Annotated in this window: 19 protein-coding genes; 6 read left to right on the top strand and 13 right to left on the bottom strand. The window is 36.9% G+C overall.

All coding sequences use genetic code 11. The features are described from left to right. Nucleotides 1-691: 691 nt before the first annotated feature. The 5 genes from ACFILO_RS01610 to rpmH all read right to left on the bottom strand — a co-directional run bounded on the left by ACFILO_RS01610 (nt 692) and on the right by rpmH (nt 4,637). Nucleotides 692-1,384 carry a glutathione S-transferase family protein gene (locus ACFILO_RS01610; protein WP_375612254.1) on the bottom strand — a complete coding sequence of 231 codons (693 nt, stop codon included), beginning with the start codon at nt 1,382-1,384 and terminating at the stop codon, nt 692-694. A gap of 139 nt (nt 1,385-1,523) precedes the next feature. After that, the gene (gene yihA / locus ACFILO_RS01615; protein WP_375652905.1) at nt 1,524-2,168 is read right to left on the bottom strand and encodes a ribosome biogenesis GTP-binding protein YihA/YsxC; all 645 of its coding nucleotides are present in this window, start codon (nt 2,166-2,168) and stop codon (nt 1,524-1,526) included. Continuing rightward, nucleotides 2,165-4,003 carry a membrane protein insertase YidC gene (gene yidC / locus ACFILO_RS01620; RefSeq protein WP_375632516.1) on the bottom strand — a complete coding sequence of 613 codons (1,839 nt, stop codon included), beginning with the start codon at nt 4,001-4,003 and terminating at the stop codon, nt 2,165-2,167. Before yidC ends, yihA begins: the two co-directional genes overlap by 4 nt. Beyond that, the gene (gene rnpA / locus ACFILO_RS01625) at nt 3,993-4,385 is read right to left on the bottom strand and encodes a ribonuclease P protein component (RefSeq protein WP_375612257.1); all 393 of its coding nucleotides are present in this window, start codon (nt 4,383-4,385) and stop codon (nt 3,993-3,995) included. The genes yidC and rnpA overlap by 11 nt, the downstream gene beginning before the upstream one ends. A gap of 117 nt (nt 4,386-4,502) precedes the next feature. After that, nucleotides 4,503-4,637 carry a 50S ribosomal protein L34 gene (rpmH, locus tag ACFILO_RS01630; protein WP_005864709.1) on the bottom strand — a complete coding sequence of 45 codons (135 nt, stop codon included), beginning with the start codon at nt 4,635-4,637 and terminating at the stop codon, nt 4,503-4,505. A gap of 584 nt (nt 4,638-5,221) precedes the next feature. Here rpmH and ACFILO_RS01635 point away from each other — a divergent pair. Next, complete coding sequence (locus ACFILO_RS01635) at nt 5,222-6,283, top strand: Mrp/NBP35 family ATP-binding protein (RefSeq protein WP_375613496.1); 1,062 nt, start codon at nt 5,222-5,224, stop codon at nt 6,281-6,283. 370 nt (nt 6,284-6,653) lie between these two features. Here ACFILO_RS01635 and ACFILO_RS01640 read toward each other — a convergent pair whose 3' ends face one another. From ACFILO_RS01640 to rsmI, 4 genes are all read right to left on the bottom strand, one after another. Next, nucleotides 6,654-7,445, bottom strand: a complete 792-nt coding sequence (locus tag ACFILO_RS01640) for a pyrroline-5-carboxylate reductase (protein ID WP_375613497.1) — start codon at nt 7,443-7,445, stop codon at nt 6,654-6,656. A gap of 56 nt (nt 7,446-7,501) precedes the next feature. Continuing rightward, the gene (locus tag ACFILO_RS01645) at nt 7,502-7,747 is read right to left on the bottom strand and encodes a hypothetical protein (RefSeq protein WP_375612261.1); all 246 of its coding nucleotides are present in this window, start codon (nt 7,745-7,747) and stop codon (nt 7,502-7,504) included. A gap of 100 nt (nt 7,748-7,847) precedes the next feature. Beyond that, nucleotides 7,848-8,216: a YraN family protein gene (locus ACFILO_RS01650; RefSeq protein WP_375613510.1), complete on the bottom strand. Its 369-nt coding sequence runs from the start codon at nt 8,214-8,216 to the stop codon at nt 7,848-7,850. A 4-nt stretch (nt 8,217-8,220) separates the two neighbouring features. Then, complete coding sequence (gene rsmI / locus ACFILO_RS01655; protein WP_375613498.1) at nt 8,221-9,108, bottom strand: 16S rRNA (cytidine(1402)-2'-O)-methyltransferase; 888 nt, start codon at nt 9,106-9,108, stop codon at nt 8,221-8,223. Between the two features lie 1,311 nt (nt 9,109-10,419). On the opposite strand from rsmI, the gene ACFILO_RS01660 reads away from it, so the two are divergent. Beyond that, entirely contained in the window at nt 10,420-10,578 is a 159-nt protein-coding gene (locus ACFILO_RS01660) for a hypothetical protein (RefSeq protein WP_375638534.1), read from the top strand. A gap of 580 nt (nt 10,579-11,158) precedes the next feature. Here ACFILO_RS01660 and ACFILO_RS01665 read toward each other — a convergent pair. Genes ACFILO_RS01665 through ACFILO_RS01675 form a run of 3 tightly spaced genes read right to left on the bottom strand, consistent with a single transcriptional unit; the run spans nt 11,159 to nt 14,545 of the window. Continuing rightward, nucleotides 11,159-12,823 (bottom strand): 4Fe-4S dicluster domain-containing protein, encoded by a 1,665-nt coding sequence (locus ACFILO_RS01665; protein WP_375638536.1) that lies wholly within the window; start codon nt 12,821-12,823, stop codon nt 11,159-11,161. Between the two features lie 3 nt (nt 12,824-12,826). Beyond that, the gene (locus ACFILO_RS01670; RefSeq protein WP_375632511.1) at nt 12,827-13,747 is read right to left on the bottom strand and encodes an electron transfer flavoprotein subunit alpha/FixB family protein; all 921 of its coding nucleotides are present in this window, start codon (nt 13,745-13,747) and stop codon (nt 12,827-12,829) included. A gap of 51 nt (nt 13,748-13,798) precedes the next feature. After that, entirely contained in the window at nt 13,799-14,545 is a 747-nt protein-coding gene (locus ACFILO_RS01675) for an electron transfer flavoprotein subunit beta/FixA family protein (RefSeq protein WP_375677738.1), read from the bottom strand. Between the two features lie 513 nt (nt 14,546-15,058). Between ACFILO_RS01675 and ACFILO_RS01680 the strand changes: the two genes are divergently transcribed. From ACFILO_RS01680 to ACFILO_RS01690, 3 genes are all read left to right on the top strand, one after another. Next, complete coding sequence (locus ACFILO_RS01680; RefSeq protein WP_375677739.1) at nt 15,059-15,877, top strand: hypothetical protein; 819 nt, start codon at nt 15,059-15,061, stop codon at nt 15,875-15,877. Nucleotides 15,878-16,055: 178 nt separating this feature from the next. Continuing rightward, nucleotides 16,056-16,976: a sulfite exporter TauE/SafE family protein gene (locus ACFILO_RS01685; RefSeq protein WP_375632509.1), complete on the top strand. Its 921-nt coding sequence runs from the start codon at nt 16,056-16,058 to the stop codon at nt 16,974-16,976. A 2-nt stretch (nt 16,977-16,978) separates the two neighbouring features. After that, nucleotides 16,979-17,788, top strand: coding sequence for a TIGR02186 family protein (locus tag ACFILO_RS01690; protein ID WP_273790722.1), 810 nt, complete (start codon nt 16,979-16,981; stop codon nt 17,786-17,788). 22 nt (nt 17,789-17,810) lie between these two features. On the opposite strand, the gene ACFILO_RS01695 is transcribed toward ACFILO_RS01690, so the two are convergent. Continuing rightward, entirely contained in the window at nt 17,811-18,092 is a 282-nt protein-coding gene (locus ACFILO_RS01695) for a DUF6460 domain-containing protein (RefSeq protein WP_375621636.1), read from the bottom strand. 1,091 nt (nt 18,093-19,183) lie between these two features. Between ACFILO_RS01695 and ACFILO_RS01700 the strand changes: the two genes are divergently transcribed. Continuing rightward, nucleotides 19,184-20,809: an ABC transporter substrate-binding protein gene (locus ACFILO_RS01700; RefSeq protein WP_375677740.1), complete on the top strand. Its 1,626-nt coding sequence runs from the start codon at nt 19,184-19,186 to the stop codon at nt 20,807-20,809. Nucleotides 20,810-21,070 lie beyond the last annotated feature (261 nt).

Genomic DNA, 21,070 nt, shown 5'->3' on the forward strand with positions numbered 1-21,070 from the left:
TAGGCATTTTCATTCTTTTCTTTAATATTCTTTCATTTACCAATTCCATTTGTGACGCATAAGAAAGCGATTTTGATTGTTTTAAATGTGATGAAGGTAATGAGAAAAAGGTATTTGGAATTGATGATTAAGGTAAAAAAAAACGATTATTTATCATTGTATATCAATATGTTATCCATAAATAAAATCACGTAAAAGGGGATAAAAACAAGGGGCTAACAAGAAGTTGGATTGTTTTCACACGAGAGTTGGTCGGATTCTTCATCTTTTAGGAAAGTCAGTTAAAAAAATTGTTATGTTGTAAAAACGCATGATGAGGATTTTTTTATTATAGAGCAAATAGTATATATGTTATGCAATGCGTTTTTTCATATATTGGGGAGACTTGAGGATAACATGCGTTAAGTATTGTTATTTTATTTGCCTAGCTTCTAATGATGCTACAGCTCTTGTATTTAAAGAGAGTCGTTAAAATGCTTTCTTAAATATTTTTTATTCCTGTGCTAATCTTTTTTTGTGACACGATAAGAAAGTGATTTTTGTGATTCAATTATAATGGGTTTTATTCTCTGTTTAATACGATCATAAATCAATGTATTATTATATTGTTTATACGCATGCATAAAAATTCATAAAACTATAAATATCCTTTAGATAAAATATCACTTTTATTTTTGTTTGTGAGAGAAGGCTAGAAATCAAGATCTGCATAGTGAGCACTTGCAACAATTCCGCGGACGCGATCTGTTAAAAGAGAACGAAAAGAAGGGCGTGATTTAATTCTCATATACCAGTCTTTGGCAGCAGGAGATTGTTCCCAGTCAATTTCCCCTAGAAAGTCAAGTACAGAAATAGAAGCTGCTGCTGCTAGATCTGCATAGGACAAGGCAGAACCGACTAAGCTATCGCGAGAGGCACAGAGCCAATTGAGATAGTTCATATGTGGTAAAATATTGGCACGTGCATTGCGTAAAATTTGTGAATTAGGAGCACCACCGCCGATGGCAAGTGGCATTTCACGTTTATGGATTCGTTCTCGTACGATATGGCGCGTTGCTTCATTTTCGAATTTATTTAAGAACCAGTCATTGAGACGGCGTACTTCCGCACGATCTAAAGGATTTTCTGGAAAGAGCTTATTTTCTTGTCGTAAACTTCCATGTGTTTCGTCTAAATATTCGCAGATAACAAGAGGACCTGATAATGGAACCTCGTGTTCATCGAGAAAAACAGGAACATGACCAGCGGGATTGAGGGCTAGAAATTCGTGTCTTCTTGCCCATTCATATTCTTCAATCAGTTGAGTGGTTACACCATATTCCCCAAGAATGAGGCGTATGAAGCGCGAGGCAGAGGATAGGGGAGAGTGAAAAAGTGTCAGCATAATTTACACTATCAAATAGAGTTGAAGAGAATTCTTTCAAGTAATCATTTTTATAAAGATGCTTGACTAGAAGTACAAGATCATTAGTAGCTGCTAGTAATTATAATTAATAAATTGCTAATGACTAGGAATTGTTCTCTTATGCGATGGTTTGCAAAATGGCAGCACGTAATTCTTCTAAACCGATAGCTTTTTCTGAAGAGGTTACAAGAAGCTCAGGATAAGCTGCTGGGCGTTTAAGAAGCTTTGTTTGTGTGCTCATAATTAATTTTTCCAAGGCATTTGATTTGATTTTATCGCTTTTTGTCAAAACAATGTGATAAGAAACAGCTGCTTTATCAAGGAGAGCAAGAACATCTTCATCATTATTTTTGATTCCGTGCCGTGAATCAATTAAGATATATACACGTTTTAACGTTGTGCGCCCCCGTAAATAGCTAAAAATCAAATTTGTCCACGCATCAACAAGATTTTTAGGAGCAGCAGCAAAACCATAACCAGGCATATCTACTAATGCTAGAGGGGGAAGGTCTCCTAGTTGCCCACTGAATCCATCGGGGACAAAATAATTAAGCTCTTGAGTCCGTCCTGGTGTATTTGAGGTACGTGCTAAGCTTTTTTGTTGGACGAGTGCGTTGATTAAAGATGATTTTCCAACATTGGAACGTCCTGCAAATGCAATTTCTGGTGGTCCTTCGGGGGGGAGAAAGCGTATTGCTGGTACACCACGAATAAAAATCCAATTGCGAGAAAAAATTCCAGAAAGGGAAGAATCTCTTGTCATTCATGCACTTCTTTTTTGGGTGATCTTCTCCAGATGGCTTTCAGATTATCAAAAAGCTCAATTTTAACTCCTTGGCGCTTCATCATGATACCTTGCTGAATGATTGATAATATATTGTTCCATGCCCAATAGATGACGAGACCAACAGGGAAAGAGGCGAGCATAAAAGTAAAGACAACAGGCATCCATGTGAATATCATCGCTTGGGTTTGGTCTTGAGGAGCAGGATTCATACGCATTTGTAAAAACATCGTTATTCCCATAATCAAAGGCCATGCACCAATCATAAGAAATGTTGGCGTTGTATATGGCAAGAGACCAAACAAGTTAAAAAGAGAAGTTGGGTCGGGTGCCGCTAAATCTTTAATCCAGCCAAAGAAAGGGGCATGGCGCATCTCAATAGTGATATAGAGAACTTTATAAAGAGCAAAGAATATTGGGAATTGAACCAACATTGGCCAACAGCCTGCAAGGGGATTTATTTTTTCGGTTTTATATAGATCTATTATTGCCTTTTGTTGTTTGGTTTGGTCATCGGGATACTTTTCTTTTATTTCTAGCAACCGCGGTTGTAAAAGCTTCATGCGTGCCATAGATTTATAAGATTTATTGGCTAGAGGGAAAAGAAGAGCTTTTAAGAGAACTGTGACAAGAAGGATGGCGATACCAAAATTCCCTGTTTGTTTATAAAGAATATCAATGAGGGAAAACATTGGTTTGGTGATGAAATCAAACCAGCCCCAATCAATTAAAAGAGCAAACTTTTTGATTTTTAGGTCATTTTGATAATTATTAATAATTTCAACTTGTTTTGCACCAGCAAAAAGACGATTTGTAACAGTTTTTGTTTCATTTGGGGCAATCGTTAAAAGCGACCCTAGCAAGTCAGACTGATAATGCGTTTGCAAACGATCAAAATAAATAAAACGGCTTGTATATTCTTTATTTTGCGGGGGAATAACTGCTACAGCCCAATATTTATCGGTAATACCAATCCAACCTCCTGTTACTTTGGAAAAAGTCATGCTTTTTTGCCCATTATCAGGATTTGGGTCAAGCTCTGCTAAGGTTTTATATTTTTCAGTTTTGAGCGAATCTCCTGCAATACCTATCATACCTTCATGAAGTAAATAGGTTGCATTTGTATGTTCTGGTGGTGCAGCACGTGCAACGCGGGCATAGGACGAGAGATGTATTGGTTGATCACTTTCATTGCTGATAGAATCCTCAATGGTAAACATGAAATGATTATCAACAGAAAGGGTCCGCCGGAAGATTTGTCCCTGTCCATTATTATAAATTAAAGTGATGGGTGTTGAAGGAGTCAGGATTGTATTGTTTCCCTCTATTTGCCATTTTGTATCCGATTGTGGCAAGGCTTTTGCTGGCAAAGACGCACTTGCAAAACCAAATTCAGCAAGGTAGGTCGTTTTGAAACCTTTAGGATTTAGCAAATCGATTTCCGGTGATTTTTTATCGACTGTTAAACGATATTTTTTGAGGTGAAGATCATCAAATTGTGCACCAACAAGATTAATAGAGCCTTCCAGTTCATTGGTTTTGATCGCAATACGCTCTGTTTTGTCCAATACAGCTTTCCGGATTTCAGGTGTCATGGGCTGTTCGATGATAGATGTAGCTTGATACGTTGAGGTATCGTCAGAAAAATCTGTCGTGGTAGTAGAAAGGGCTGATTGTTGTTTTGACAATTGCTGTGCGATGACTTGTTGTTTTTGTAACTTTGCTTGTTTGGGAGCAACATGAAGAAATTGCCATGCGATGAGCACTACGAAAGATAAGCCAATAGCGATAAAGAAATTGCGATTATATTCCATCCGTACACCCTTGTTGTTGTTGCTGATGTTTTATTTTTGGTTTTATTCGCCGATTTAATTCACTAATCAAGGATGTAAAAGGTGCATGTAACACATCACGGTACGCTACAATGACATAGTCTGTTCCTGCTTCCATGTGGTTTGTTACACCAACTCTCACGGCCTCACGCAAGCGCCTTTTAATACGATTACGTTTCACAGCATTACCGTTTTTACGGGTAACAGTGAAGCCTACACGTGCAAAAAGAGAATCTTTTCTTTCTGTTGTTTGTTCACGAGATTTAACTTCGAGCAAAAATAAAGGACCACGTCGTTTTTCTCCTGTACGGACAGCCAAAAAGTCTGCTCTTTTGCGAATACGGCAGGGATGTTTTTTCTTCATAAAAGAATATTTCGCAATTTCATTAAATGCCTGCAAGCAGACATTGTAGGTTCATAATAAAAGTTTCACAACGAAGAAACGATGAGCAATCCTCAACGGTTGTGAAAATTTAAATGGTTAAGCAGAAAGCCGCTTACGTCCACGAGCACGTCTTGCAGCAATAACTTTACGTCCTCCAGCTGTGGCCATGCGTGCACGAAACCCATGGCGGCGTTTACGGACAAGTTTAGAGGGTTGGTAAGTACGTTTCATTTATTTAAATACCGCGGAGTGCGGCCCTTCTTAATCTTCGTTTTATGAGTAGTTATGCGCGAGATAAACAATTTTATCCTATCATACGGCTGTTAACCCATAAGGAAAAATATAAAAAAAGTCAATCTTAGATTGTTTTTCTCTCTCTTGAAAGAATACAAAACACCTTATAACTATCTGTAACGCTTTTTTACAATACTGTAGGAGTGTTAGAAAATAACGATTGAATCTACAGAACATAAATAGCTAGGGCCTTAAAGAATTAAAGAAGGTGTGACTGATTACTGTATGCTCAATTTAAAATATCCTTTAAGATTAAGAGTTTTTTTCAGTTTTTGTTTTTACAAAATTTTTATCAGAATATTCATTAAAGTGGTTGTAGCACAAACGTGATTGATAGGATTTTATAGCAGATTTTATGTTTGAGCTTCTTTATTTTAAGGATGGTTTCATATTTTTAAAGAGATAAGAGATGTATACTTTATAATGCTGAGTAAAGTAGAAAATTATCAGGTGATGAACCTTGTAAGTATTTTTCGTTCTTATGCTTATATTTGCTGGTATTTTTATAGAGAGGAAAGAACATGGATCTTATCACAAGTGAGGCTGTCCGCAACGTATTACGTACAATCAAAGGACCAGATCTTGAAAGCGATATTGTGTCGTTGGGTCTTCTTTCAGAAATATTGATTGCTGATGGTAAGGTTTTCTTTTCCATTACAGTTCCTGATGGAGGTGTGCAAAAATGGGAATCATTGCGTCGTTCTGCTGAAAAGGTGGTATGTGCTTTGGAGGGAGTGAAATCTGCTGTTGTTACACTTACAGCAGAAAAAATAACAAAGACAGCACCTAGTCGAAGAGCAAATCTCTTACCGATCAAAATGCCCATAGAAGGTGTGCGGCATGTGATTGCTGTTGCTTCTGGAAAAGGAGGGGTCGGAAAATCTACGATGGCAATAAATATCGCCTTAGCTTTACAAGATTCTGGTTTCAAGACGGGGGTGATGGATGCTGATATTTATGGTCCTTCGTTGCCACGTTTGACAGGACTTGTTAATCAAAAACCACAGCTTATTGGAGAAAAAAAGATTCAACCTCTTGAAAAATTTGGACTTAAATTGATGTCGATGGGATTTTTGGTTGAGGAAGAAAAGCCGGTAGTATGGCGTGGTCCTATGGTTATGGCAGCTGTAACGCAATTGTTACGAGATGTTGTATGGGGGCCTCTGGACGTTTTAGTCGTTGATATGCCGCCCGGTACAGGGGATGCACAATTAACGCTTGCCCAACAGGTACAATTAACAGGTGCGTTGGTTGTCTCTACGCCCCAAGATCTTGCTTTAGTGGATGCACGTAAAGCAATAGAAATGTTCATGAAAGTTAATGTTCCTATTTTAGGACTCATTGAGAATATGAGTTATTTTATCGCTCCTGATACGGGAAAACGCTATGATATTTTTGGCTATGGTGGTGCACGGGCAGAAGCGGAACGTCGAGAAGTCCCTTTCTTAGCGGAAATACCGCTTGATGCAGCTTTACGATTTTCTTCAGATGAAGGAATCCCTATTTTTGTTGCTAAGCCTAGTGAAGAGCATGCTAAACTATATCGTAAAATTGTTGATCAAATAAAAAATCAACTCTTTTGAATGGGGGGGTTATAAGAGAGTTTATTAAAACACAATCATGAAAGACATAAAAATAGTCGCTTCTTTGTAAGAGGAAGTTTTAATGTGTGAATGGAGTATATAGGTTAAATAAACAAAAAATTATTCATGCGTTTGGATAACCTGAAGGGGAACAAAATTGAAGAGCTAGAGCTGTGAGGTAGAAAAAAATATTGGACTTGAGGCAAAAAGAAGAAGACCGAAAATAAAAATAATTTAGAAAAATTGTAAAAGGTTGTAAAAAATATTTTAATAATCAATTTTTTCATAAAAAAGCATTTTTTGATGTGAGTTTTCTTGATATACATCTTCAACATTTAGTTTTTTCTTATTGAGATGATAAAAATATTGGTCAAGTCTTTTTAGAAGCATTCATTTTTTGCAAAGTAGCTTCAAGAGCCATTGTTAAAGCATTCTTTCCCCCTTGTTGAGAAAAGTAATTTGACAAAAATTCATTTGTTCCACCCTTTGTTGAAAACTCTTTTTCAAGCAGTGCAAAATCGAGAGATACAGAACGATCCGTTGCTATAGTTTTACGCATTTCATCTGTAAGATTTCCAAACATCATGGTAAGGAATTCTGCTGATTGTTGTTTTTTTAACCCTTGTGTTATAAACCATTGATGGGCAGTTTTTATAAAATTAAAATATACTCCCATAAGTGAACCAGCTGTCATAAAAAGATTAAACTGCTCTTCCTTATCCAGCACCAATGTGCCCCCCAATGCATCAAATAAAGTGCGCAAAAAGGGATGATTGGGATAGATTGGTGTCAAATTTTTGCATTCTGCAACAAAAGGTAATGGAACAGCACGATAAACTTTATGATTAATCCACTCTTCTATTTCTGCTGCTTTTGCCATAGCAAGTACGGAAATAACCAGCTGTTCTGGACGAAAACAAAGAGAGCGCAAAACGTCTTCTGCAATTTGATTGGGCAAGCAAAGAAAAACACAATCACTAACATCGAGCAACGCTTGGTTATTTTCAGCAATCATAACTTTATCATAAGTGCGTGAAAGGCGCTTTGCTGTTTGTGCATTGCGAGGCGAAACAATAATGGAAGAAACATCAAAGTTGCTTGTCATTAAGCCATTCACCATTGAAGCACTGATTGTACCCGTTCCCAAAAAGCCAAGTCTCATTATCTATTTCTCAGTTTCATATTTTAAAAGGAATTTCAATCAACATCTCAGGTGTTTTAACTAACATAAACGCTAATTGAAGAAGCAACACATAACATAGCAAGAATAATCAAAACCAAATAGATTTTGGGCTTGTCAAAGAGAACGGCAAAAGCAGAAAACCAACCAACAACAGCTGCGGCTAATGCAAATAAAAAACCTGGTTTATTCATAAGCACAATATGCATTGCCATTAAACCACCAATAATTAGCGCTCCAAAAATGATGAGCAAACCTGTTGCAAACTTTTCATAATCATCCATATTTCGCTCCTTATAGCGCTCAATTATTACACACTTTTTAACGCATATGCACATAAAAACGAAATGTTTTTTATTGAATATGGTTAAAACGGGGGGCCGTTTATTGATCAGATGTAAAAAATGCAGGGATATGCTGTGGCCAACGCCAAGGTAAAATTGCAATTAAATCAAAGCGTACAGACAAAAGGGCATAATCTTTTTGCCGTGCGAGCCAAATATCGGCAGCTGCCTCAATTCGCTTTTCATTCATTCGGGAAACCGCTTCCATTGCTTCAGCCAACGTTGAACGTGCTTTAACTTCAACGATTAACACAAGATTTCCGCGTCGTGCAATTAAATCAATTTCTCCACATTTTGTTTTAAAACGCCTTTCGGCAATGTGAAACCCTTTGCAACGTAGCCACAAAGCTGCCAATTTTTCTGCACGAACCCCTCGATAAAAAGACTTTTGTCTGCGTTTTTTTTGTATCATTTTACGCATTTTTTAAAAAGATTAATCGCTGAAAAAGTTCCTGCTTTTTAAAACCGGTTTTTTTTGCAACAAAAGCTGCCGCTTGAGCAGCAGAATGTGTCCGTGCGCGTTCTAATAGCATTTCATCAATTTCTTGATCACTTATCACATTTAAAGAAGAAGATGATTCTCCAACAAGGACAACAATTTCCCCACGAATATGTGCTTGTTTTCTGTAATTTTCTAACAAATTTCCCAAATTGGAAACATCTACTGTTTCAAACTTTTTTGTTAATTCACGACAAATGGCAGCAGGTCGATCAGCCGAAAAAAGAGTGACCATATCCTGTAAAGTTTCAACAAGACGATGCGGTGATTCATAAAAAATCAAAGTTGCTGGAATCTCTTTTAATTGTTCCAACCGTTTTCGGCGCTGTAGCTTTCGTGCACTCAAAAAACCTGCAAAAAAAAAGCTATCAGTAGGAAGCCCTGTCGGTATAAGAGCGGCTAAAAGAGCGGATGCTCCAGGAATAGGAATAATTTTATGACCAGCTTTACGGGCCTCTTCCACCAATCGAAATCCAGGATCAGAAATAAGTGGTGTTCCGGCATCTGAAACAAGTGCTACTGTTTTGTTTTCTGCTAAAGCCGCTAAGAGCTTCGGACCCGCTTTTTGCGCATTATATTCATGATAGAGAAAAGGTTTTTTTTGAATACCGTAACGTTCCAACAAAACACGTGTTACTCGCGTATCCTCACACGCTAAAATATCAATTCCTGCAAGTACTTGCAAAGCACGAAGCGTAATATCTGCAAGATTTCCGATAGGTGTTGCCACAAGATAAAGCCCTGATTCTATAACGGGTGCAGAATAAGCATGCGCACCTATAAAATATGCTTTTTCACACATGCTCTTTTCTTTTCATTAAATTCTCCTCACCACAAGATTTTTATCCATACTCATAAGCCATTTTAGCTCATTTTTTACCAGCACATTTTTTATCATTACAAAGGCTTACCTTATTCGAATAATCGATTACACTACAATAAGATAATTTCATATTTAATATCTTAATTTAACATTATTATCTATTTTGATCCGCGTTATTTTTTCCAGTAAAACAAATTCCAAATGTAACCAATATTCTATCTACCCCATGATTTTCTATAAAGTTTTTCCTTCGAGAACCAAAAAACAATTTTACCCAATGTTATAATCTCATGCTTGTTTGTGCTCTTTTAAAAGCTAAGCTTTTTAGATTATTTCCATAACGCCGATTTTTCAAATATTCTATTGATATCCAAACTGTTTTTCTGAGCAAATGTAAACAGCCCCTTTTGAAACACATACAGTTAACTGGCAGCTGACTTGATCAAATATAAGCTCTTATCAGCAAAATACTTTATTTTTTCATATTCTCTACAGCTTTAACAGTATACAGTATAATGAGTACCTTAGAAAAGTTTAAGGCTAAATTTTATCTTAAACATTTGATTTATAATAGAAAATTTATTATTTTGCCTATTAATTAGGAGCTTTAAATATCGTAACATTATCTCAGCTCTTCTTATAGTCAATTAATCAAAATCATTTTTGTGCATCTTGAAACCTCCTTAAAACAAAGATTATCGCCTCATTGGAGATCGCAGAGAAAATAATGCTGTTAGCTTGTACTTTTTATTTCATAAATATGGAACTGTTCGTTCACAGGATTGCGTTATACCTTTTTCGGATAGTGTCGCAAAATTATTGTTTGATATGAGAGCTATCTCTTAAAAACAAGCCCATGACTGAACAACACAAGTCTGCTTTAATTTTGGATACCTTATTTTTTCTGAAGGATATGCTCCCATAAAAAAACGTAAGTAATAAAAGCGGGGACAATACGTTATCTCTTCTTTTTAGAGGATATTGTGATGCTTTTGAAAGTTTTAAAACCGAATGGACAGATGATAGTAAAGAGGAAAACAGTTTTTTCCTTTCAGATTTGATGTTCTTGCTAAATGAAGCTGTATTTTCGTTTCAGAGATTACTCAAATAGAATATGCAATATTTTTGCTCTAGCTACAAAAGCTGGAACGGCGTGCAGAGCTTTCATTCACCTTAATCTTTCTTTTAAATATACCACTTGTGTTCAATTTGGATGTTGATTTACAAGCAATAGCGAAAGCACAAGCTTTATAAAAAAAACAACTCTATAAAACGCGTCATAGAGTGGTCATGAAAGCTATTTTGTTTTTTATCAGGTGTTTTGCTAATAGCGATAGTCTCCATGGCTTGGCATCTGCTTATTCTTACGGTATTTGTACACATTCATTGCAGTATATTGGTAAGGTTAGATGCAAGGCGATTATCCTTGATGCAAAAATAAAAGGTTAATGTGAGATTAAAGATTTTTTCGTGTCATTATCAGTAGAAACATTATAAAGGGCTTGAACAAGCATGCTCTTTATCTCTTTATCTCACAATGTTTTTTCTACATTCATTCGTGGTTTTTCTTGAGTGAGCATTACTTGGCAAGTGCAGGAGAAAAAATAAACTTGAATTGTACCTCCGTAGGTTTTGCTCTTGGCTAGTTAAAACGACTGATGTTTCTTATGAGAGGGCTAAAAGCATTTTGGATCATATGGGAGAGGGGGTAAAGTAGAACGGGCTTATTTTCCTTCAGGTTTTCGAGAACCGCGGCTGTTCCTTTATCGCAGAATTGTCAAGAATATATTTATTATTGTTTTGTCATTTAAATAAAAAAATTTTGATAAAAATATGTTATGTTTTTCTATTGAAAAAATTCATGCGGTGAAGAGAGTATTTTATATGAGAATAGAGTTCTTTTTACATTGTGAAAGAACGTATGCAGGAAGGTGATTGATAGATTTCTGATCTGAGGGAAATATTTTTATCCATTGCGTTTTGTATATTTCAATTTTAGGAAAATGAACAATGATTATACATTGGGGAATTACATATTGGGATAGAAGGGGCCCTCATTGCCTTGCGGACAGATCCAAGTGATATTTTGGTTTGGATCTTTGATATCGCATGTTTTACAATGTATGCAATTTGAAGCGTTTATCATATAAGTCAGATGATCATTATCCTCTAGCCACTCGTAGACAGCGGCGGGACAATAGCGTGTAGAGGGTCCTCCATAGATTGCATATTCAGAGTCCTTTTGCTTTTTTAATGAGGCTATTTTTAAATGACAAGGTTGATTTTCTTCATGATGCGTATTGGAAAGGGCAACACTTGAAAGGCGATCAAAGGTTACAACGCCATCTGGTTTTGGGTAAGAAATGGGTTGAAATTTTTCTGCTGGTTCAAGGCATGCATAATCTTCCTTTCCGTGGGAGAGTGTTTTAAATAAGGAAAATCCGAACAGTTGTTGCCACCACATATCAAAACCAGCAAGTTTAATTCCATATTTTGTCCCATATTTTGCCCAGAGCGGTTTGGCATTTCGCACTTTATAAAGATCTTTGCCAATGAGCCCTTTTCGCCACTGTTCTTCGATTTCTTTAACCTCATCATGGGCACGCCCTTGTGCAAGAGCGGTAGCCATTTTATCGGCAGCTAATATGCCAGATAAGATGGCATTGTGTGATCCTTTGATACGAGGAACATTGACAAATCCAGCAGAACAGCCAATAAGCGCCCCACCAGGAAAGGTGAGTTTTGGTACAGATTGCCAACCTCCTTCGCTGATAACACGTGCACCATAGGAAAGACGTTTTGCGCCTTTAAAGATTTTATAGAGTTTTGGATGTGTTTTAAAACGTTGAAATTCTTCAAAGGGAGAAAGATAAGGATTTTTGTAATCTAAGTGCACAACAAAACCGACAGAAATGATATTGTTTTCTTGGTGATAAATAAAGCCACCGCCACCGGTATTATTGTCTAGGGGCCAACCAGTGAAATGTTGTACTAAACCGCGTTGGTGTTTGTTGGGGGCAATTTCCCAGAGCTCCTTGAGACCAAGACCAAATTTTTGTGGTTCTCGATTTTTGCTAAGATTAAAATGTTGTATCAGTTGTTTTGCAATTGAGCCGCGTGCTCCTTCCGCAATCAGAGTATATTTTGCCAATAAAGCCATCCCAGGCATATAATTTTTTCCAGGGGTTCCATCTTTGTTAAGCCCCATATCACCGGTGAGAACACCAATGATAGCTCCGTTATCTTTTTGGATGATGGGTTCTGTTGCTGCAAAACCAGGATAGATTTCAACACCCAACGCTTCAGCTTTTTTGCTTAGCCAGCGGCAGACGCTCCCAAGCGAAACGATATAACATCCGTTATTTGATAAGATTTTAGGGTGCAAAATATTGGGAAATACTGTGGACTTTTGAGGCTTTAGAAAAAAAAATTGGTCTTGTGTGACAGGGGTTGTGAAGGGATGGTCGTTATCATTTCGCCATTCTGGTAAGAGTGTGTCGATACCAATGGGGTCAACAACTGCGCCAGAGAGAATATGTGCACCAACTTCGGTTCCTTTTTCAACAATTGTGACAGAAAGCTCAGGATTAATTTGTTTAAAACGAATTGCGGCAGAAAGCCCTGCAGGTCCTGCTCCGACAATGACTATGTCAAACTCCATACTTTCACGTTGGTCATGCAGAGGTGCTTTCATGGCTTATAAAGCTTTCTCCAATTCTGGAATAATTTGGTGGAGATCACCTACAAGGGTGTAATCGGCAATTTGCATGATGGGAGCTTCTTCATCTTTATTAATGGCAACAATAATTTGTGCATCCATTATACCGGCTACATGCTGGATTGCACCGGAAATGCCAACGGCGATATAGAGTTCAGGGGCAACGACTTTTCCTGTTTGTCCAATTTGCCAATCATTGGGAGCATAGCCTGCATCCACTGCTGCGCGGCTGGCACCTAAAGCAGCATTTAATTTGTTTGCAAGAGGAAGAAGCAGGGCCATAAATTTCTCTTGAGAACCAAGACCACGCCCGCCTGATATAATAACACGTGCTGAGGTGAGCTCAGGACGATCACTTTTGTTTGTCTCTGCTTTTACGAAAGAAGAAAGATTTGGATTGGGAGCTGGTGTTATTGTTTTAATGGGAGCAGAATTATTTTGGGAAGGTGTTGGGGTGAAAGAAGCGGTGCGAACTGTTATAATCTTTTTATAATCATTGGTGCGTACAGTTTCAAATGCATTGCCTGCATAAATTGGTCGTTTGAAGGTATTGGGTGAAAGAATGGCGGTAATATCTGAAATTTGCATAAGATCAAGAAGAGCTGCTACGCGCGGCATCACATTTTTCCCAGTACTGCTGGATGCTGCCATGATCACATCATAATCCTTTGCTAACATGAGAATTGTATCTGACATAGGCTCGGCAAGTTGATGGGCTAAATAGTCTGCTTTTGCAATAAGAACTTTCCGCACACCATTAAGTTTAGCACTATTTTCCGCTATCGTTTGAATTTTTTCTCCGCAAACCAGAATATCGATATCATTACTGAGTACGCGTGCAGCGGTGAGTGCTTTTGCTGTTTCTTCTGTATTATGATCGGCCAATAAAAGAATTGCCATAAGTTTTTGCCCTTTTATGTGAGTGTTGCTTTTACTCTAGTGGTGAGAATATTAAATGCAGTTCTTCTGTTTTAAGGCTCTGACAAGTTCTACTACATTTGCCACTTTTATACCGGATTGACGGGGTTTTGGCTCTTCAACGCTTAAAATTGTTAAGCGTGCTTTCGTATCGACGCCAAGATCAGTAAGAGATTTTTGTTCAATGATTTTCTTTTTTGCTTTCATGATATTGGGGAGAGAGGTGTAACGCGGTTCATTGAGCCGTAGATCGGCGGTCATAACCATGGGAAGGGGAAGACAAAGGGTTTGTGTTCCATTATCAACTTCACGAGTAACTGTAGCATGCCCATTTTCTATGTTAAGATGTGAGGCAAAAGTTGCTTGTCCCCACCCAAGAAGAGCAGCGAGCATTTGTCCTGTTTGGTTGCTATCGTCATCAATTGCTTGTTTTCCTAAAAAGACCATGTCGGGTTTTTCTTCATCAACAATGGTTTTGAGAATCTTAGCAATTGCTAAGGGTTCAAGTGTTTGATCCGTTGTGACAAGAAGTGCGCGATCAGCTCCCATTGCAAGTCCTGTTCGTAGAGTTTCTTGAGCTGCTTCTGGGCCAATTGAAACAAGAAGAACTTCTGAAATTTTACCGGATTCTTTTTGGCGAACGGCCTCCTCCACGGCTATCTCATCAAAAGGATTCATAGACATTTTTACGTGAGACAGATCAACGCCTGTATTATCCGGTTTGACGCGTATCTTGATGTTATAATCAACAACACGTTTGACAGCGACAATTATCTTCATAATGATCCTCTTTGTTTGTATGTTACAAGTTTATAGCAATACTCATAAGAAACCAAATTGTTTAGAATGAAGTCTCAATTTATAACTTGTGTTCTCTTTCGTATAAGCTTTTTTATGTTTACTTGTACTTTCTCGTCGTCATTTTCAATCTTCATATTTTTGCATTGCCATAATTGCCTTATTTGCTTGAATAAAAAGTAAAAAAATCAAACTGTCTTGTGAGAATATTCTTTTTTAGTTTCTTATGCTTTGTTTATGATGGTGCAATAGGTCCTTTATGCAATGAAAAATTAAGTGAAAAAGATAAAAATGGGGGAATGATTTTGCTCTTCAAATCTTGAAGACAGAAAAATTAAAGATCTTTCTTTCAAATATTTTAGATAAAGATTGGGGAAAATATTTCTAACAAAAAAGTTTTTGGAAGTTCTTAAAGCTCTATTTACTAAAATAGAGCACACTTTCTCATCATTTGTTGCGATTCTTTTCAAAAAGGTTAATGAGGGGTAGGCGTTTGTGAATACGAAGGGTCATACGATCGACCAGGCGACCAAACAGGTTAGGAACGATAAAGTCTTTTCTTTTGTTGAACAGAAAGAGAGAATGGATACTTCTGTAGAAGTAACGATGTCGGATATTGCTCAAAAATTACGCACCGTTTATGCGCAAATGCAAATGAAGCATTCGCCTCGTTCTTTAATGCAGCAGAATTCGGTAGAAGAGCATTTTAAATCTTACTTAGATGATATTAGTCGGGCCATTTTGGCTGAACATTATATACGTCGTCAAAGAGAAAAAAAGCTTTTCCAGTCTTTAGAGCAGATTAAAACAATTGTTCAAAGTTTGCAGAGTGAAAAAAAAAGCTTAGAAGAAGCAGCGGTAACACGACGGGTGTCTCGTTCAAAATCACCTGATTCTGTTATACAAAAACTTGCTCACATGGAATGTGAGGGAAATCAAGAACACTTATTACTTCAAAAGGTGCGAAATTTTTCGAAAGAAAACAGCATAATTTCACTCCAAACAAATGTTGAAAATACGTTGCAGCAAGAAAATAGAAGCCCTTTGCCCAGTGATGCTCTGAAATCTTCTTTTAAAAAGGTTGAGGGAGTAGTGAAGCATGCTGTGATAGAAGAAAAAGGTATGATGGGTGCTCAGGCATCTAATCATTGCATTGAGAATGATTTTTCTTCTTTAAGGACGCAGTCTCGGGAACATGTCTCGTTTTTATCTTATTTGGTAAAAAAAGGTGTTCTTTGTTTTTTAACCGTTGCATTTGTGGTAGCGATAACGTTATGTTTTTATAGCTTTTTAAAAGGAGCTCGTTTTTTTTAATTTTTATGATGTTGATGTTAATAGATGTGAAATGTATTGCGCATTCATGTTTGTGCGGAAGCTATAGCAACTAAAATTATCCTTTTAAACACGCAACAGAGATTATTGGAAAAGAGGATAATTGGAGAAGGATTCTCTAATTGTAAAAAAACCTCAAATTATCTTGAAGGTTCTGTAAGTGAGTATTTATTTACCAATTGCTGAAATGTCACTCAATATGCTGATCTTGATTGGTATGGGAGTCGTTGCTGGTTTTTTTTCAGGACTTTTTGGAATCGGTGGTGGGTTTCTCATCACGCCGTTATTGATTTTTTATAATATTCCTCCTGCTATTGCTGTTGGAACAGGTGCTAACCAGATGATTGCTTCATCTGTAACAGGAGCAATTACACATTTTAGAAGACGTACGCTCGATATTAAACTTGGTATTCTTTTGGCGATTGGAGGAGGGATTGGTTCTTTAATCGGGATTCAGGTTTTCTCTGTTTTGAAAAAGTTAGGTCAATTAGACTTAATGATTTCGCTTCTTTATGTGATTCTTCTTGGAAGTGTAGGAAGCTTGATGATCGTTGAAAGTTGGTATGATATGATGCGCAAGCGTAAGGCAGGAAAAGCCAATATTCGTCTTGCTGGTCGACATAATTGGATTCATCGCTTACCCTTAAAAATGCGTTTTCGGACATCTAGGATATATGTTAGCATTATTCCAGTTTTAGGGATTGGTCTCATTGTGGGGTTGTTGTCTTCTATTATGGGAATTGGTGGGGGGTTCTTTATGATACCAGCATTGATTTATCTTCTGCGTGTTCCAACCAGTGTGGTGATTGGGACTTCACTTTTTCAGATTACATTTGTGTCTTCTTTCACGACAGTTTTGCAAAGTATGACTAATCAGTCCGTTGATATTGTCTTGGCTTTTTTGTTAATGCTTGGAGGAAGTATTGGTGCGCAATATGGAACACGGGTTGGACGGAAGTTAAAGGCTGAACAATTGCGTATGGCACTTGCATTTTTAGTGTTGATTGTGTGTATGCGTCTTGCTTTTCAATTATTTATACGCCCTGATAATCTTTTCTCTCTGGATATTCTTATGAGATAAAAATGGGTAGATTATTTTCTTTATACATCATTACAGGTTGCTTTTGTTTTATTTCTTTTTCTACATGGTCACATGTTGGGACGCCAGCTACATTCATTGATCAAGTTGACCACGAAACTGTCCAAATTATTGTAACAACGAATACGATTACTGTGGATGCAAATTTTGCTGGTCGTGATCTTTATATTGCTGGTGTTTTAGAAAATATTGATCCGTTATATTCTCGACAGAACCGTTATGATATTGTTGTAAGCTTAGAGGGACAAGATCGGACAATGGTGATGCGAGAAAAAAAACGCAATGCCGGTGTATGGGTCAATACAGATTCTCTTATTTTTAAAAAGGTTCCTCTTTTTTACTCTATGGTCACAACACGTGAAATTGACGATATTACGAGCATTGAAGATTATAAACGCTTAGGGTTAGGATTACTCTATTTGCCATTGCAGACGGATGAACAAGATCAGAAAAAAATACAAATCTTTCGCGATGAACTTATAAAATTACAAAAAGCTAAAAGCCTTTATTATGAGGAAGTGGGTGGGGTTCGTTTTGGTTCTGACACACTTTTCACAGCGCATTTTCGTTTGCCAGCAAATATCCCAGTTGGACATTATAAAGTTCGTGCTTATCTTTTTCGTGATGGACAGTTTATTGATAGTGCTACAACGACTCTTGAAATTGTTAAAGCACATATCACCTATACAATTTTTTATGCAGCGCACAAGTATCGTTTTTTATATGGTATTGTTGCAGTGATTATTGCTATTACTACAGGATTTTTGTGTCGTTTGATTTTTCGAAAAGATTAACGCAAGGAAAATGTTAAGGCTTTTATTTTTTATGAAAAATTCGTAAGATAAGAAAAATAGGCACAACAACAATAGCTCCTGTCATAGTTATATGGAAGAAATTTGTAAGCGTTATAAATCCTGCTTCCCATAGTGATTGAAAAAAATCTACTATTTTTTGTATGAGGTTTCGAGGTGTCCATCCCAAAAAATTCATTACGATGCCAATGAAGAATGAAAGAATAAGCAATTTTAGACTAACGCGGCGTGATTTTCCTCCAAGAAACGCATGAAAAGAATCTAATAATTTTTTTTTTCGCTTCATTTTAATATACTTTCAAAGATCGTGTTTTTTATTGTATTATCATGGTACAGCGATGTTATTATCATAAAGGAAAAACATTTTTTTATTTTTTCTTACTTTTTGAGTTTATCACCTTAGTCTGGTTAACGGTGCTGGTTTTTGAAATATACACATGTTTTATTGCATTTTTTGCGATATTTTCATGGCGCTTCTTTTATTAAATGAAGGGATATCCTTTCGTCTCGAGAATTTGTAGAGAAATTTTATAACGTTTCAGCATTTCTTATCAGAGTGAGAGTTCTAGTATATTGAAGATTTTGTAACGAACTTATTATTGTCGTGTATAGAAATAATATTTCAAGACAGTTTACTTAAAAAAAGACTATCTATTCTAATAAGGGTATGCTTATATAGGTATTATATTTAGATATTTCAACCTTAGTGCATTGAAAAGATCTTTTTTTCTGAAAAAATGTAAGCAATGAATTGAGTGTTGTTAAAGGAGCAAAGATATTAAAAATACGATGTGGAAAAAAGTTTTGTTATGTGTGGGTGCGTAAAGGAATATCAGGGGGAGCCTATGCTCCTTTTATTTAGAAATAAAATATAATTTAAAAGCTGTTATTTGGCAGAGGATTATGGAAAAATTCAAAATTCCTCTTGTAGGGGGAGGAGGTCATGTCGGTTGATGGGTGAATTTTCCTGTTTTGTTAAAATGTCAAATTGTTAGTAGAGCTCTTTGTTATTAAGGCGCTTAAGCTAACAAAGAAGAGTCTTTTGATGGCATAAAAAGGCGAGAGGAAAGAAGAGACAAGCTTACCCGACAAAAGAGAGAAAATAGTGGTTTTATAGTCTTCAATCGTAGGCGTTATGACATCATGAATAGGCTCTGTTATGGGGGAGCATTCATTGTATGTCAGAGTGTTTGTTGTTGCATGTTTTGGTTTGTCTTGGCTTATAGCCATGGGTAGAAGTCCGTGGTTGGTAAGTGGTGTTGTTTGAAGGTTTTAATAATACTTTGTTTGAGGCGCTTATGGATCATCTAACCTTATTATTAAGCATGTGCTTGTTGTGTGGGAAATTTATATAGTAAACTTTAAAAGGAAAAGTCTATGAACTTGAAGAAAAAAATATTACAAAATAGCAGCTCTCTTGTTTCTGCTTTTATAGCTTTGGCGATGGTTGCACAACAAGTTTCAGCAAAAACACCCGCTGATACCCTTGTGATGGCTTGGAATCTTGATGCAATTAGTACGTTTGATCCCGCACAACTTAATGATGTTTATGGAAGTGAAATTGTTCGCAATGTTTGTGATAATTTGGTCGTTTCTGCTACAGATGATGCGGCTAAAATGGTTCCCGCTTTAGCGAAGAGCTGGGATGTTTCAGGTGATGATCACAGTACGGTGATTACTTTTCATTTACGTGATGGTTTGAAGTTTAATGATGGTCGATCAGCCAATGCTAATGATCTTCTTTGGAGTATGAAGCGGATTGTCAAATTGAAGATGGGTAATGCGGCAATTTTTAATGAATATGGAATTACAGAGCAAAATGTTGATGATGCTTTGCAAGCCCCAGATAAGAAAACAGTGGTGATGAAATTTGATAAGCCTTATCCAGCAGAGCTCATTCTTAATAATATTGTTGCAAGTCCGGCAACAGCTTTGCTTGATCGTCAGACAATTATGAAGCATGAAAAAGATGGCGATTTTGGAAATCAGTATTTGAAAAGTCATGCTGCTTGTGTTGGTCCTTATCAGTTAAAAAGTTGGCGCTCTGGAGAAGCTCTTTTGTTGCGTGCAAGCTCTCACTATTGGGGACAAGCGCCTAAACTGAAGCAGATTTTAATTCGCCATGTTGCAGAGCCCGGAACACAACGTTTGTTGTTGCAAAAGCACGATATTGATGTTGCTCGTGATTTGACACCTGAAGATCTTGCAGATCTGCAAAAAACAACAGATGTTAAAATCGAAGAAGTGTTAGAACCAACTATGATGTACTGGGGATTCAATACGACGAATCCTATTTTTGCTAAGGAAAAAGTACGTTTGGCGATGCGTTATCTCATAGATTATGAAGGTCTTGGCAAGAAGCTTCTCAAAGGTGTTGGTGTTCCACGGGCCAGTTTTATTCCTCTTGGCAACTTTGGGGCTTTAGATGAAAAAGAAGGGCAACCCTTTAAACTTGATATTGCAAAAGCTAAGCAGCTTTTAGCAGAAGCTGGTTATCCGAATGGGTTTGAGGCAAATTTTCTCGTATCAAATGCTCCTTATAGGGTGTTAGTTGCTCAGTCACTCCAAGATAGTGCCGCAAAGGCGGGGGTGCGTCTTAAAATTGAACGGATGGCCGGTACACAGTTGTTTTCTAAACTTTATGCACGGGCTTTTGATACGATTTTTGTCGGATGGAATAATGATTCTGCGGATCCTCATACTATGGCTTCACGTCTTGTTTATAATCCAGATAATCGGCTTGAGGCAAAAAATACCGCCTATCCTAGTTGGCAATATGGGTATTTGGATGAAACGATGAATCAAAAGGTTCAGGATGCATTGTTTCAAAAAGATCCGCAAAAACGGGCACAACTCTATGCTGATTTACAACGTGAATTGATGCAAAAAGGACCTTATGCGTTTATCTTTCAGAAATATACTGTTATCGCGATGACGCCTGATATCAAAAAGTGGGTTTGGAATAGTGCGCCACATATTTTTTATAGTAAAATTGAAAAATAAGAGTGTCTTCAATGCTGTTCAATAGATAAAGGGCATCGTCATGATATATTCGGCGTATTGTATAAATTTTAAGCTTTGCAATGCGCCGAAGATCATAGGTAATGCGTGATATATTGTTGAATGTCTTTTCAAGACATTCGTTTAAAGATATTTTTCATTCTCATTAGAGGTGTATTTAAGTGGATGTTAAGATCGATATTTCAATTTTTCTGAATTAGAAAGTGGTCAATTTATTTGTTAAAAAACTGAGTATAACATAAA

Origin of the sequence: Bartonella sp. AP72JLCBS (genome assembly GCF_042195705.1) — a bacterium.
Lineage (GTDB): Bacteria > Pseudomonadota > Alphaproteobacteria > Rhizobiales > Rhizobiaceae > Bartonella.